Source organism: Bacillus sp. EB106-07-01-XG149 (assembly GCF_058791555.1).
The window spans coordinates 182,886-197,197 of sequence record NZ_JBYTDP010000007.1; the positions used below are offsets into that span (position 1 = coordinate 182,886).

Here is a 14,312-nt window from a genome sequence, read left to right on the forward strand (position 1 = left end):
AAATGCACATGTAGTGGACCTGTTGAAATAGAAGAAATTATGGAAAAATGAATATCGGGAAGAAAATTACTATTAAAATATTAATCTTAAAAATGAATTTATAGAGAATGAACATAAATAAACAGGGAAAGTAACTAGGAGGAATTTAAAATGTCGGATTGGTTTCAATTAGATAAAGAATATATGATGCCTACTTACTGTCGTACGAAGGTTGCGATAGAAAGAGGAGAAGGGTGCAAGCTTTATGATGTGGATGGTAAAGAGTATGTAGACTTATTTTCTGGTGTCGGAGTGAACGTATTAGGGTATAATCATCCGAAAATCGTGCAAACGACAATGGAGCAAGTTACGAAATCGTTGCATCTTCCATTTCATTTTTTAAACCCAGTTGCGATTGAGTATGCAAAGAAATTAGTTGATTGCTCTTTAAAAAACGGAAAAGTCTTTTTTACAAACTCTGGTACGGAAGCGACAGAAACGACATTAAAATTAATTGATAAATATAGAGCTAATACGGGTGAAGAACGTGAAGGAATCGTAGTGCTGAAGAATAGTTTCCATGGGCGTACGTTAGGAGCACTTCATTTTACGAGACAAGAAAGTGTATATCAAAATTTCCCTAAAACATCGATTCCGGTATATGAAGTAGCGCGTGAGAATATAGAGCAATTAGAAGAAACAATCGTTAAAGAACATCCAATTGCGATTATGCTAGAGCCTGTATTAGGAAGCGGGGGGATATACCCTTTATCAAGTGAATATTTACATGGTGTTCAAAACTTATGTGATAAATATAACGTCATTCTTATCGTTGATGAAGTTCAAAGTGGTATGGGGAGAACTGGTAAACTATTCGCTTATCAAAATTTCAATATTACTCCGGATATTATTCAAATTGGTAAGGGAGCAGGAGGCGGGTTACCGCTTGGCGGAATTATTGTAGGTGAAAAGTTATGTGATGTATTTGCACCAGGAGATCACGGCACAACGTTTGCTCATTCTTCAATGGGAACCGCTTTAGGGTTAACGGTTTTACATACATTGATTGACGATGATTTAATGCAAGAAGCGTATGAAACGTCACACTATCTAAATGATAAATTGCAAGAAATTCAGAAAGAAAATTCTTATTATATTCAGGAAGTACGCCATGCTGGTATGATGTTTGGAATTAGTTTGAATGATACGAATGAAAATGTGAAGAAATTACAGGTAGAGCTAATGGAGAAAGGGATGTTAGTTGATGTTACACAAGGGAACATCATCCGTTTACTTCCGCCATATATAATTAAAAAAGAAGAAATTGATGCATTTATTTATGAGTTTATTTCCTGTATTCATAGCTTATCCGCTATTGCAAGTGTTTAAAAATCCTTTATGAAAAATCACCTTATTTTTAATGCAAATAGGAAGAAAATAGTGGTAAAAAAATAAATTTACGTAAAAAAATAAAAAGCTGAAAAAGGTACTCATATAGCGCCTTCTTCAGCTTTTTAAAATACTAAATTACTTAACTTAGGGAGCATCTCATTGGACAAATAATTAATTATGTGAAACAATAATAACAGATAAGGAGACATTAATTTTCCTTAAGTGCTTCGAATTAATTTATTCAATAAGAGAAGGTGTGCTTAAAGAAGTTAAATTAAATAAGGAGCTGTTTTATTATATGCAACAAAATAATGATTTAAATTTTGAACCTCAAGACGTTAATATTGTCAATCCTAAACAAGCCAGGAAAGCAGTAATTGCTACTGGTATAGGGAATGCAATGGAGTGGTTTGACTTCGGATTATACGCGTATTTAGCGGTTATCTTAAGTCAATTATTCTTCTCAGGTGTTGATAATAGTGGATTGCAACTTGTACTTACATTCGGTACATTTGCAGCAGCCTTTCTCGTTCGACCAATCGGAGGTGTATTCTTTGGTAGAATAGGAGATAAGTACGGCCGAAAAATCGTGTTAAGTACTACTATTATTTTAATGGCACTTTCTACATTATTCATCGCATTACTACCAACCTATGAACAAATTGGTGTATGGGCACCAATACTACTTTTAGTTGCCCGAATGATTCAAGGCTTCTCTACAGGCGGCGAATATTCAGGAGCAATGGTTTATATCGCAGAATCTTCTCCAGATAAAAAGCGTGGTATACTCGGTAGTGGTCTTGAAATTGGAACACTCTCAGGTTACATTGCTGCATCGGTAATTGTTACCATTTTGACGTTATTGTTAACAGATGAGCAAATGCTCAGCTGGGGCTGGCGTATTCCTTTCTTAGTAGCTGCACCAATTGGTTTGGTCGGTTTATATTTACGCCGTCATTTAGATGAATCTCCCATCTTTGAAGAGATGGAAAAAGCACAAGAGGAATCTGAAGAAAACGAACAATTTTCATTTATGGATATATTAAAATATCACAAAAAAGACTTCTTATTAAGCACAGTAATTGTTGCCTTCTTTAACATTACAAACTATATGATTCTTTCGTATATTCCTTCTTATCTAACTCAAGTATTAAAAGTCAAAGAAACAACTGGCTTATTAATTATTTCTATTACGATGGCACTTATGATTCCACTGGCACTTTATTTCGGTAAATTAAGTGATAAAATTGGTAATAAACGTGTTGTGCAAATTGGTTTACTTGGTTTAACAGTATTTGCAATTCCAGCATTTTTACTAATAGGTAACGGACATATTGCTGCTATATTTGCAGGTATTTTCGTATTAGGATTCTTCCTAAGTGTGTATGAGGGAACATTACCTTCATTATTACCATCACTATTCTTCACCGATGTACGTTATCGAGCACTTTCGATCTCATTTAATATTTCTGTATCTATATTCGGTGGAACAACACCGCTCGTATGTTCATACTTAGTTCATGCAACCGGTAACCCACTTGCACCGGCATTTTATTTAGCAGGTGTAAGTATTATTGGATTAGTCGTATTTAGTGTATTATTCGTTACAACTTCAGGACGTGCGCTTAAAGGTTCATATCCTACAGTTGAAACGAAAAAGGAAGCACACCTAATCGCTAAAGAAGACCCTGAAGAAACACTTTGGTGGCATGAAGAGTCGTTAGAAATTGAAGCAGGGAAAAACGCTTCAATTTAAAAAGTAATGTAGAAGTATAAAAAGACTCCTATGAAAATAGGAGTCTTTTTTGTTATGTTATTTCTTTCTTTTCTTCAAACTCTTCTGATACAAGTAAAGTTTATGAATCTCTTCCTTAAATTCACGCAAAAGTACAGTGTTTTCCTCATTTGAATAACGCACTGTATTATAAGCATTTACAATAATATGACTCTCAATATTTACATCTTCTTCACTATTTATTCTTTCTAACCATGCTTCAATAGTTTCTCCTCGTTTTCTGTTTAAAGGAGGAGTTAATTTACTCTCCAGCTTAAAAATTTCTTTTCGAATTTCGTTATGTGGTGGTTTGTTTCGTTTAAAATGTTTTAAACTCATTCCTTCTTTGTCAGTGATAATAGTAGATTCGAAGGCAGGCATATTTGGTAAACTTAAATATTTTCGTTTTTTTATTATTTTCCAAACGACGTAAATAGCAATGGTTGTACATACTATTATTGTAATGCTATTTATGAGTGTTGGATCAAAAGCACGCTGTCCAAAGTCATCCTTAATTTGAGGATCCTTTAAATTCCCTTTATTCGACCAAAAATCGTCTGTTTCTTTTGATTCAGCTGCCGAAAATAACGGATTAATGGCGTATCCAAATCCTAAAGCAACTACTTGTACGGCATAAGAAAAAAGAAGCCGAATGTATGGGAAAATAGGAATGAGGAAAGCACTAATTATTCCAATCGTAATAAGAGAAGCGAAACGTAATAACTGCTGATTACGATTAGCCCCAGTTAACCAAAATGTAATCATAATGTGTATTACTAACAGCAACAGTTTCCACAAAGGTGGAAAGGGCGCATAAAATATAGCTGAAACACCAAACCAAACAATACCGCTTAATGATTTTTGAACTGGATATCCTGGTCCGACTACATGTACGATAAAGAAGAAAAGAGGTAACATTATTGTGCCAAATAGAGAGAAAGAGAGAAAGAGAGAACAACCGATTATTTGAGTAAGTAACAGTATGAGAAAACCTGTTGTTTTTTTCTTCATTAGTTTATGGATAAGAAATACTCCCATATAGCCTGTTGCTAAAAATATAGCAATACCGATGAGTTCATCTCTTTCCGTTAATAACGAAAGGAGGAGCAGCAGAATAAAGTCATTAACGTGATAAAGCCAAGTTTTCAAGCTTTTCCACCATCCCTTCGTTATTAATGAGAAACGTAGGCTGAGAGAGAAGAGGGAGTTCATTTCTCTGTAAACCAATGTATATCATTGTAGACGATCGTTCTCTTTTTCTCGTTACATAATGAAGAAATCCTTGTTTCGGAAGTAACGTACTATCATCTGAAATACGCGCTAATTCCTCTAAAGATATTCCGTAATGGGTTTGCCCTTCGTTTAATGGTAAGTGCAGAGGACCACCTTCAGCTAATACACTAATAAATAGTTCAAACGGTATTTGATGCTTCGTTGCGTATTGACAAATGTATGTTGCAAATGAAATAAGGTCTTCTATATTATCTTTCCAACCAAACCCGCGATCAGCAGCTAATGAAAGACAAATCGTCCAACTATAATTTTTTACAGGCTCATATTGCTTCGCCTGTAATGATTGCATTTTAGCAGATGCTTTCCAATGAATAGAACGGAAAGACTCACGTTCATATCGTTTAACTCCAATAATAGATGTTTCATCATTGTAAAAAGAAAAATTCGTTCGATAAGATCCGTTTAAAAGTTGCTGTAGTTCTTGTAGGCCTGCTACTTTTTTAGGAGAAGGGTACACAATAATTTCAGTCCTTAATTTATCAAAAATGGGCAAATGCACAGTTAAAAGATGAAAAGTATCTTTCAAGACACATTCGAACTGTTCAATTTGAAACACACCACGTTTCGTTGCGGTTAATGTTAAATCCCACTTTTGCGCCGAATGAGCAGGTTGTGAAAACGGGAAAGAGAATAGTGTTTTTGATATTTGTTCAATTCCTTGATCATTTTGTGGTAGTAGTGACGGATTTAAATGAAAATAACAAACACCGTTAACGAGTGGTATATTTGCTCCATTTTTTAAATGAATAAAAAACTGCCCAGATTCATTAGGAAAAAGCCGAGTAGTTTGTTTCTCATTTACGACTTCAAATGTTTTCTCTATGTAAGCGACATATTTATAAATGAAAATCGCAAATAAATAATAGAAGAAAAAGAGAAACATAATGATTTGTTGTGGCATAAAAAATGTAAATAGTATAGCGCCTGGGACAGTTAGTTGAATAATATGGAGTTGGAAAAATAAAGGTACAGTTACAACGCGCTGTCCATTCATGTTTGTTCAATCTCCACTGGTACGTCAACCTCTTTAAAAATCCTTTGCATAATTTCATTTTTTGTCGTACGTAATGCACCTTCCATTGATAAGACGATACGGTGATTCCAAACAGAAGGAACTAAAAATTGTATATCTTCTGGCGTGCAATATTCTCTGTCGCGTAAAAAGGCTAGTGCTTGAACTGCGCGTACTAAAGCTAATGTGGCACGCGGGCTTACACCATTGGCGATGTAATCATGATTTCTTGTAGCGTGAGCAAGTTTAATAATGTAATGTTCTAACGGTTCTGATACGAAAATTTCTTTTACTCGTTTCTGTGCTTCTAAAATATCATCTAAAGAAATAACAGATGTGACACTTTCTAGTGGTACATCGCTACGAAAACGTCGCATCATTTGTAGTTCATCCTCTGGAGACGGATAACCAATTGAAATTGTCATTAAAAAACGATCAAGCTGTGCATCTGGTAGAGGGAACGTTCCTTGTGATTCAATTGGATTTTGCGTTGCAATAACAAAGAACGGTTTCGGAAGAGGAGTAGATTGCTTTTCAAGCGTTACTTGTCGTTCTTCCATCGATTCTAATAAACTAGCCTGTGTTCTAGGCATAGCGCGGTTAATTTCATCGGCAAGCAAAATATTGGTCATGACTGGCCCAAGTCTTAACTCGAATTCACTCGTTTTCGGATTGAAATATTCAATACCTGTTACATCACTCGGTAGTACATCCGGTGTAAATTGGACGCGAGAAAAATTACCACCAATACTTTTAGAAAGTGTTTTCGCAAGTAACGTTTTCCCCGTACCAGGCACATCCTCAAGCAGTACATGTCCATCAGCAAGCAATGAAACGAGTAATAAATCTATAACATTTTCTTTGCCTACAAAAACCGATCCTATGTTTTCTTTCAATTTATTTATCATATGTATCATTCCTTTCAAAATATAAGCGGATATTTCTGTATTTTAACAAATTATTCAGAAAATTGATACGATTTTTTGATTTAAAGAAATAGATATTAAGTTATTAAATTACCTTGCATATTTTGGAATATGATTATATAATATCGATATACGATGTATCGTTAGTCGATATATCAGGTAACGATGTATCGGAGGTGGTTATAATGAATGCGAAAGCGAAAAAATATATTCCGTTAACAGAGGCGACATATTACATATTGTTATCACTAGTGAAACCAATGCATGGTTACGGAATTATGCAAATGGTAGAAGAGATGACAAATGGAGAAGTAAAGCTCGGTCCAGGTACTTTATATGGGAATACGACAAAGTTACTAAAAGAGAAGTTAATAGTTGAAGTGGCCTCTACAGATAGAAAGAAGTGCTATGAGTTAACGCTACTTGGTAAAGAAGTATTAGAGCTAGAGTATAACAGGTTGCAGAGATCTGTAAGGAATGGGAATAGTATTTTAGGGGAGTGAATGGAAGATGGAGACTAAAAGGGTATTTAAGTTTTTTACGGCATGGAATTTAGAAAAAGAAGAAGCTTTTTTACGAAAGATGCATCAGCAAGGTTGGGCATTACAAAAATATAATTTAATGTATACGTTTAAGAAAACTGAGCCAAAAGATGTAATATACAAAGCTGATTTTAGATTAGTTTATAGAGATTCGAAAGAACAACAACAGGAGTATTTCGAAATATATGAAATGTCAGGTTGGGAACGTGTAACAAGTTTCACAAGATGGAATTATTTTTGTAAAGAAGTAGAAGAAGTAAATGAATTGCCTGATATTTACTCAGAAAAGGAGACGAGGATACAAAAACTAAATGAGTTATTAGTATTCTTTGTTATTATGTTAGCAGCTATATTACCATCAATGTACAATCTATTTATAAGCCCGATGGAATCAAGAGTGCCAATGTGGGCGAAAGCTATGACGGGTCTTACAGGTTGTATGTGGATATACTTCTTTATAAGACTCACTTGGAAAATTAAGAAATTAAAAAGTGAAATATTATAATAAAAAGTAGAGTTAAAAAGAAGTTGATGTTGTAGGGAAATACCGGGATCAACTTCTTTTGTTTCTATATAATTGTATTTTTGTTCACTCTTTTTTATATAATAAAAATCTATATAAAGGCACAGAATTAACAGTTACGAAGAACCACAAATAACCCAAAAATAATAAATGAAGAAAAAATGATTCATATCGAAGATCAAAAAAATAAAAGATGACTAAAGAGGTGTGGGGTGTAACTTATAATAAGGAAGAAAAACATTTTTTGATTAACATATTAAATCGAAAAACCCCCTACAGAAAATTGGTAGGGGGTAATAAAAATGTTTAAGAAAAAGACTGATTTTGAGCAGGTTTAATAAATTGTTCTGGATTTTCAACGAGTCCGCATACAGCGCATTGGACTCTGTATGTTGGTCCTTGATAAGCCATATGAAAAGCATTCATATTTTCATTTGTGTATTCCTCTTCTACTTGACCAGTTTGTGGATTTAACTTGACTGGTTTTACTTGTTGCTCAAGAATATTAAAGCGAGTACGGTTCGTTTTACAGCTTGGACATAGCATTGGTTCCATATGTATACACCTCCATTTGTAGCATTTCTTAAACTCATTAATTTTATGCAAGCAAAAAAACTTTCTCAATATAAATGGGTGTTTAAAGTATTCAAAATTCAGAAAAAATAAAATATACTAAGAGTACGAACTGGTTATGTCCAAACCAAATCTCCTGTTTTATGCCAATAAGCTGGGGGGCCGAGAAATCGGCCTCATTTTTTTGTGCTCGTTGCTATACGAAACAAGGTTTTTATGAGACATTTGTCGAAATTTTAGGGATGGATATAAAGGAGGATGTAAAATGAATTTAAAAATGAAGTACATCATTTTATATGTAGAAAAGCTTGAAGAATGTTTAAGATTTTATAAAGATATTTTACAGTTACCTATAAAAGCAGAGCATGGTACATATATTGAGTTTAATACTGGTTCTACAATTTTAGCGATGAACACGAGGCAAGATGTGAAAGAATTAACAGGACTACCACTTACAGAAGGCGAGTTACAATCTTCTCATTTTGAATTGGGATTCGTTGTTGATCATGTACAAGAAACAATCGAACAATTTAGAGAGCAAGGAATTAAGATCTTAGTTGAACCAATTGTGAAACCGTGGGGACAAACAATTGCATACATTGCCGATCCAGATGGGAATTATATTGAAATTTGCAGTTCATTAGAATAGAAGGAGAAAAAGAGATGGAGTTTCCGAAACTAGAAACAGAACGTTTATTATTAAGAGAATTAACACTGTTAGATGCAGAAACAATGTTCCGTTATTTCTCAAAAGAATCTGTTATACGTTATTTCGGGATGGATTCTTTCGAAAATATTGAGCAAGCGAAAACAACGATTCAAACGTTTAAAAATCGTTATGAAGAGGGAAGTGTATTTCGCTGGGGAATTGAGAAAAAAGGCACGGGCCAATTAATCGGAACGTGCGGATTTCATTTAATAAACAAGCATCATAAGCGAGCTGAAATTGGTTATGAATTAGACGATACATATTGGGGACAAGGGTATGCAACGGAAGCGTTACAGGCGATTTTAGGTTACGGGTTTGAAACGTTACAACTTATAAGAATTGCAGCTGTTGTATATGTAGAAAATAAATCTTCTCAAAAATTATTAAGTAAAGCAGGGTTTCAAGAAGAAGGATTACTTCGAAAACATATGATTCAAAATGGAGTTGCTCATGATACAATTTTATACTCGTTATTAAAAGAAGAGTGGAAGAAGTAATGAATACAAACGAGCTTATAAATATTATGAAGAAGCATAAAGAAAATAGATTCATTTTAGGTATAGATGGTTTAAGTCGATCGGGAAAGACAACATTTGTAACAAACTTAAAGGAAAATATGAAACAAGAAAGCATCCCGTTTCATATTTTTCATATTGATGATCATATAGTAGAGCGTAATAAACGATATCATACTGGCTATGAAGAATGGTATGAGTATTATTATTTGCAATGGGATATTGAGTCGCTTCGGCAGAAGTTTTTTCAGAAGTTACAAAATGAAACAAAACTGAAATTACCGTTCTATAATAATGAGACAGACTCAAGTGAGATGAAAAAAGTACAGATACCCATAGTAGGTGTAATTGTAATTGAAGGTGTTTTTCTACAGCGAAAAGAGTGGAGAGATTTCTTTCATTATATGGTGTATTTAGATTGTCCAAGAGAGACACGTTTTCTTCGGGAGAGTCCGGAAACGCAGAAGAACCTTTCAAAGTTTGAGAATAGGTATTGGAAAGCAGAGGGTTTTTACTTAGAAACGGAATTGCCGAAGGATCGGGCGGATTTAGTCATACAATGATTGGAAAATAGAAGGAGAACAGAATGAATATTTTATGGGATTTTGATGGGACGTTATTTGATACGTATCCAGTTTATACAAAAATTCTTTCTCAAGTTTTAGGGAAGGAAATAAGTGAAGAGGAAATCTATACAAAGTTAAAGGTTTCATTTTCTCACGCAATTGATTATTATAAAATATCTAAAAAACAATTAAGTGAAATTGATGTATTAGAGAGTCGCATTATGATAGAAGATATAAAACCATTTGAAAAAGTGGAAGAGATATTAAAGTTTGCCGATAAAAATGTCATTATGACTCATAAAGATAGAGCGGGGGTATTATCTATATTAAATCATTACGGCTGGAACAAATACTTCGTAGACATGGTTACAATTGACGATGGTTTCCCCCGAAAACCGAACGCTTTATCTTATGATCATTTGCATAAAAAGCACAATATTGATTTAGCTATTGGTGATAGAGAATTAGATTTATTACCTGCAAAAGAATTAGGTATTTCAACATGTATGTTTCAAGGGAACTGTGATGTAGCGAATTATTCTTTATCGCATTACTCGGAATTTTTTAACGTAGTGATTGATAGAGAGGTTATTTTATAAATAATTCAAATAAAACCTTTACTTTTTGCTTGAAAGTAGAGGTTATTTTCTATGCTTTATAAAAACTATAGAAAATTAATACTTTCTAGTAATTAGGAGGAGATTGGTATAACGATTTGAATTATATAGTTATAGATAAATCTATAGATGAAAAGATTTCAATAAAGCGAGTGATCACATGAGTATTTTCATTTTAGAAGATGATGTCATACAAGCACAGCAAATGAAGCGGCTAGTTGAAGAGATTTGTGAGGAGTATATGTTGCCTTTTGATTTTATAGAGGTAACTAGTAAAAGTGAAAACATTATTACAAACATTCCTAAGGCGAAGTATATCCCAATCTATTTTTTAGATATAGAGATAAAAAGAGAAGAGCGTAAAGGGTTACAAGTGGCACAAGAGATACGAAAGTATGATACACAAGGAATTATTGTGTTTGTAACGACGCATTCTGAATTTGCACCTATTTCATATCAATATATGGTATCAGCTTTAACTTTTATTGATAAAGGGTTGCCATACGAGGAGAGGCGTAACGTTTTTGAACAATGTTTACTACAGTATGAAGCGCGTAATAAGCAAATTATTCCGTCCGATGACTTTATCGTTGAAAATAGTAATGCGACTGTACGGGTTCCGTTTCATGAAGTTGAATATGTTATGACTGATGAACCGCACCGTTTAGCATTAGTGACGTTAGATCGAATCGTTTATTTTTACGGGACTTTAAAAGAAATTGAATTAGTAGATGAACGTTTATTTCGTTGTCATCAATCATATATCGTGAATACGAAGCAACTGTCTTCTTATGATGCGAAGCAAAAAATGATAGTTTTAAAAAGCGGGAAACGTATTCCAGTATCACGTCGTTTATTGAGTAAAGTACGTAACATATTAAAGGGTGAGATGTAATGTATATTTATGATTTATTTGCAATACTGCTTACTAGTATAAGCCATACGTTTTTATACATTCAATTAATCCGGTACAACAGATTGTCAGTTAGAATGTTAATAGCTTTAAGTGCAGTATTCATTATTTTACTGGCTATTGTCGTAACAGTAACGAGATACCCAGAGTTGAATAGTACTATTGTGTTATTTTTAATAAGTTTAGGATTAATGCAAAATGAATTGAAATTTAAGCATAATGTATATTTTGCACTAGTGAGTATGGTAATTATAACGTTAGTGAAAATGTTGCTATTTGATTTAGGAATGAAAACCTTTATGTTAACGCCATTCAATTTATATTTATGGACAGGTAGCATGATTCATCTTATCGTATCAACCCTTACTTTTATCGGTATTTTTGTAGCTCGGAAAAGAATCCGAAAAATTGCTCAATATATAGTAGGTAGTCGGCTATACTATGTAACTTATATATTATTAATTGCCGGATTTATTATTGAATTAATCTTAACTCAGCCATCTACTGCGTTTTTAGCACAATTAAATCGACAATACAGTGAATTAAGTTATATTTCAGCGATTATTGTATTTTTATTATTAGTCATTATAGTACTTATAAGTTCACATTTATCGAAAGCAAAGTTACAAGAAGAGCATGAAAAACGCTTAGATAAAGAGTTATTAGATTATGTGGAGAAATTGGAGGATATGCATGACGAGCTTGCTAGTTTCCGTCACGATTATATGAATGTATTACTATCGTTAGAAGAGGGAATACGTACGAAAAATGTGAAAGAAATTGAGCAAGTGTACTATGATGTTATAGCTCCTACGTTAAAAACAATAAATGATCATGAACTTGATATTGCGAAATTATCTCGTATACATATTCCTGAAGTGAGAAGTGTATTAAGGGCGAAAGTTGGCACTGCCCAGCAGCATCAAATAAAAGTAATGCTTGATATACCGGAGAGCATTGAAAGTGTTTCGATGACGATCATTTCATTTATTCGCATCATTTCAGTTTTAGTAGACAATGCAATTGAAGAGGCAGTACATAGTGAGGAAAAGATATTGCAAATCGCATTTTTTGAATTGGATTCACGACAATATTTTATCGTACGTAATAGTTCAAAGAGTGAAGCGATTGATTTGCAAAAAATTTATGAGAAAAACCATTCAAGTAAAGCAGGAGCGAGAGGATACGGGCTATTTTCGTTAAAACGGATTTTGAATAAAACAAATAACGCGACGTTAGAAACAACTTATGTAAGTCCTTATTTCACGCAAACATTCATATTAAAAGAGATGAAATGACCATCTATGATGAAAATGAAACCGAATAGGAAAGAACTACATACTTCTTTCACTCGTTTATATACACTTTAAGTAAGAGGTGAAGCGAGATGAATGGTCTTATTTTTACAACAATGATTAGCTTTGGTTTACCGCTTGTAGCACTTTTATATGCTGTTTGGAAGAAACGCTATATTCCTTATATGTTAGGCGTATTGGCTTTTGTTGTATCACAAATATTGATTCGCATACCAATACTGAATTATGTAAATGGAACTAGCATAGATTTTCAAATGTTTTCAGTAATGCAGCCTGTATTATTTGTACTTTTGCTTAGTTTATCAGCTGGCATTTTTGAAGAGATAGCTCGTTTTATTGCAATGCGTTATTTTATGAAGCAACGAGATTGGCAGTCTGGTTTTTTATTTGGAGCAGGGCATGGTGGTATTGAGGCAGTGTTGATAGTTGGTATCCCGGTAATATCTCTATTATTGTCACAAACAGTCATTCAAAATGGTGACGGTTATTATTTCGGCGGTATTGAGCGCATCTTCGCGATGATATTGCATATTGGACTTTCCTTCATTGTATTACAAGCTGTCGTCCAAAAGAAATTCCGTTATGTTGTATATGCAATTCTCATCCATGGGACCGCAAATGCTTTAGCTGGCATTATATCTCTATATGTACCAGGGAAAAACGGGATCATTATGTCAGAAGTTTCAATAGCAATTTGTACTTTAGTCGTTTTTAGCTATAGTTTTATTTTAAAAAGAAAGGGTGTATGAAAATGAGAAGAGTGTTACTTATTATTATAAGTGCTATCGCGGCGTTCGCACTTGCAGCATGTACCGGTAATAAAGTAGATGAAAGTACGTCGGAAAAATTTATTCCGAAAGCGGAAGAAATTGTATCATTATTAAATGAGGCGAAGTATAAAGACGTGCATGAAAAATTTGATAGTAAAATGAAAGCTGGATTGCCAGAAGAAAAAATGAAAGATCTTACACCTGTAATTGAGAAAGCTGGAACGTTCGAAAAAATTGAGAAAAAATCGATTGAAGAAAAAGATGGTCTTTATACTGTTATTCTTGTAGCAAAGTATAGCAAGGAACAACGGACATATATTATAACTTATAATGATAAAGAAGAAATAGTAGGTTTATTTATTAAATAAAAACAGCTACAGTGGAAGTCTCCGCTGTAGCTGTTTTTATTGTTTTAACCAAATTATGGTTATTTGTGCTAATATGAACTCATAGCTATAGAGAAGGGGGTGGGTTAGTATGAAAACTGAAATAGTCCCTAAAAAGAAGTACAGCATAATAAGCTATATATCTTTACTCATCGGTATTTTATGTTTTCTGTTCGTTTTTATAACGCCAACAAGGATAGCGAATGCAGGTAATATAGTGGGAGATTATATTACAGTTGCCCTCACTGTTGCAGGTATCATACTTTCTGTCATTACGATGACGAAAAAAACAGAGAAGAAGGGGATTGCTATTCTTTCATTAATACTGTCCTTATCCTTCTTTATATTTTGGATTATCGCAATTATTTTAGTTTTGACTGGTCGAGTTAGTTTTGCGCCATAATACCGAATAAAAAGAGTCCTTCATACTGATATGATCCCCTTATAGTAGACAGGAAAAAGAAAGAACACTAACCTGTTTACTATGGAGGGGATTTTTTTATGGG

General features: G+C 33.6%; 17 protein-coding genes. 13 read left to right on the forward strand and 4 right to left on the reverse strand.

The annotated features are described in order from the left end of the window. Window positions 1-150: 150 nt before the first annotated feature. Together AC3WTA_RS23955 and AC3WTA_RS23960 are read left to right on the forward strand one after the other, a co-directional pair. Entirely contained in the window at window positions 151-1,368 is a 1,218-nt protein-coding gene (locus AC3WTA_RS23955) for an aspartate aminotransferase family protein (protein ID WP_001286454.1), read from the forward strand. A 301-nt stretch (window positions 1,369-1,669) separates the two neighbouring features. Then, on the forward strand, window positions 1,670-3,127 hold the full coding sequence (locus tag AC3WTA_RS23960) for an MFS transporter (protein ID WP_001186934.1): 1,458 nt from the start codon (window positions 1,670-1,672) through the stop codon (window positions 3,125-3,127). Window positions 3,128-3,184: 57 nt separating this feature from the next. On the opposite strand, the gene AC3WTA_RS23965 is transcribed toward AC3WTA_RS23960, so the two are convergent. The 3 genes from AC3WTA_RS23965 to AC3WTA_RS23975 are packed head-to-tail and all read right to left on the reverse strand — an operon-like array spanning window position 3,185 to window position 6,358. Next, window positions 3,185-4,294: a DUF4018 domain-containing protein gene (locus tag AC3WTA_RS23965; protein WP_070168917.1), complete on the reverse strand. Its 1,110-nt coding sequence runs from the start codon at window positions 4,292-4,294 to the stop codon at window positions 3,185-3,187. After that, entirely contained in the window at window positions 4,269-5,432 is a 1,164-nt protein-coding gene (locus AC3WTA_RS23970; protein WP_070168916.1) for a DUF58 domain-containing protein, read from the reverse strand. Before AC3WTA_RS23970 ends, AC3WTA_RS23965 begins: the two co-directional genes overlap by 26 nt. After that, complete coding sequence (locus AC3WTA_RS23975; RefSeq protein WP_070168915.1) at window positions 5,429-6,358, reverse strand: AAA family ATPase; 930 nt, start codon at window positions 6,356-6,358, stop codon at window positions 5,429-5,431. The genes AC3WTA_RS23970 and AC3WTA_RS23975 overlap by 4 nt, the downstream gene beginning before the upstream one ends. Before the next feature lie 203 nt (window positions 6,359-6,561). Between AC3WTA_RS23975 and AC3WTA_RS23980 the strand changes: the two genes are divergently transcribed. Further along, complete coding sequence (locus AC3WTA_RS23980) at window positions 6,562-6,879, forward strand: PadR family transcriptional regulator (RefSeq protein ID WP_000991836.1); 318 nt, start codon at window positions 6,562-6,564, stop codon at window positions 6,877-6,879. A 7-nt stretch (window positions 6,880-6,886) separates the two neighbouring features. Beyond that, window positions 6,887-7,423 carry a DUF2812 domain-containing protein gene (locus tag AC3WTA_RS23985; RefSeq protein ID WP_000448680.1) on the forward strand — a complete coding sequence of 179 codons (537 nt, stop codon included), beginning with the start codon at window positions 6,887-6,889 and terminating at the stop codon, window positions 7,421-7,423. Window positions 7,424-7,747: 324 nt separating this feature from the next. Here the strand turns inward: AC3WTA_RS23985 and AC3WTA_RS23990 are convergent, their stop codons facing one another. Further along, entirely contained in the window at window positions 7,748-7,996 is a 249-nt protein-coding gene (locus tag AC3WTA_RS23990) for a hypothetical protein (RefSeq protein WP_000433607.1), read from the reverse strand. A gap of 283 nt (window positions 7,997-8,279) precedes the next feature. Between AC3WTA_RS23990 and AC3WTA_RS23995 the strand changes: the two genes are divergently transcribed. The 9 genes from AC3WTA_RS23995 (at window position 8,280) to AC3WTA_RS24035 (ending at window position 14,209) form a co-directional block, all read left to right on the forward strand. Next, on the forward strand, window positions 8,280-8,663 hold the full coding sequence (locus AC3WTA_RS23995) for a VOC family protein (protein WP_001049874.1): 384 nt from the start codon (window positions 8,280-8,282) through the stop codon (window positions 8,661-8,663). 14 nt (window positions 8,664-8,677) lie between these two features. Next, window positions 8,678-9,220, forward strand: coding sequence for a GNAT family N-acetyltransferase (locus AC3WTA_RS24000; protein ID WP_070168914.1), 543 nt, complete (start codon window positions 8,678-8,680; stop codon window positions 9,218-9,220). Continuing rightward, window positions 9,220-9,801, forward strand: a complete 582-nt coding sequence (locus AC3WTA_RS24005; RefSeq protein ID WP_064475647.1) for a kinase — start codon at window positions 9,220-9,222, stop codon at window positions 9,799-9,801. Before AC3WTA_RS24000 ends, AC3WTA_RS24005 begins: the two co-directional genes overlap by 1 nt. Before the next feature lie 23 nt (window positions 9,802-9,824). Next, entirely contained in the window at window positions 9,825-10,403 is a 579-nt protein-coding gene (locus tag AC3WTA_RS24010) for an HAD-IA family hydrolase (protein ID WP_001024257.1), read from the forward strand. Window positions 10,404-10,581: 178 nt separating this feature from the next. After that, a complete protein-coding gene (locus AC3WTA_RS24015; RefSeq protein WP_000021622.1) occupies window positions 10,582-11,316 on the forward strand; it encodes a LytR/AlgR family response regulator transcription factor in 735 nt (244 codons plus the stop codon). Beyond that, window positions 11,316-12,632, forward strand: coding sequence for a GHKL domain-containing protein (locus tag AC3WTA_RS24020; protein ID WP_098116171.1), 1,317 nt, complete (start codon window positions 11,316-11,318; stop codon window positions 12,630-12,632). Before AC3WTA_RS24015 ends, AC3WTA_RS24020 begins: the two co-directional genes overlap by 1 nt. A gap of 89 nt (window positions 12,633-12,721) precedes the next feature. Then, a complete protein-coding gene (locus AC3WTA_RS24025) occupies window positions 12,722-13,399 on the forward strand; it encodes a YhfC family glutamic-type intramembrane protease (protein WP_098091331.1) in 678 nt (225 codons plus the stop codon). Window positions 13,400-13,401: 2 nt separating this feature from the next. Further along, window positions 13,402-13,788 carry a DUF3887 domain-containing protein gene (locus AC3WTA_RS24030; RefSeq protein WP_098116173.1) on the forward strand — a complete coding sequence of 129 codons (387 nt, stop codon included), beginning with the start codon at window positions 13,402-13,404 and terminating at the stop codon, window positions 13,786-13,788. A gap of 109 nt (window positions 13,789-13,897) precedes the next feature. After that, entirely contained in the window at window positions 13,898-14,209 is a 312-nt protein-coding gene (locus AC3WTA_RS24035; protein WP_098049149.1) for a hypothetical protein, read from the forward strand. Window positions 14,210-14,312 lie beyond the last annotated feature (103 nt).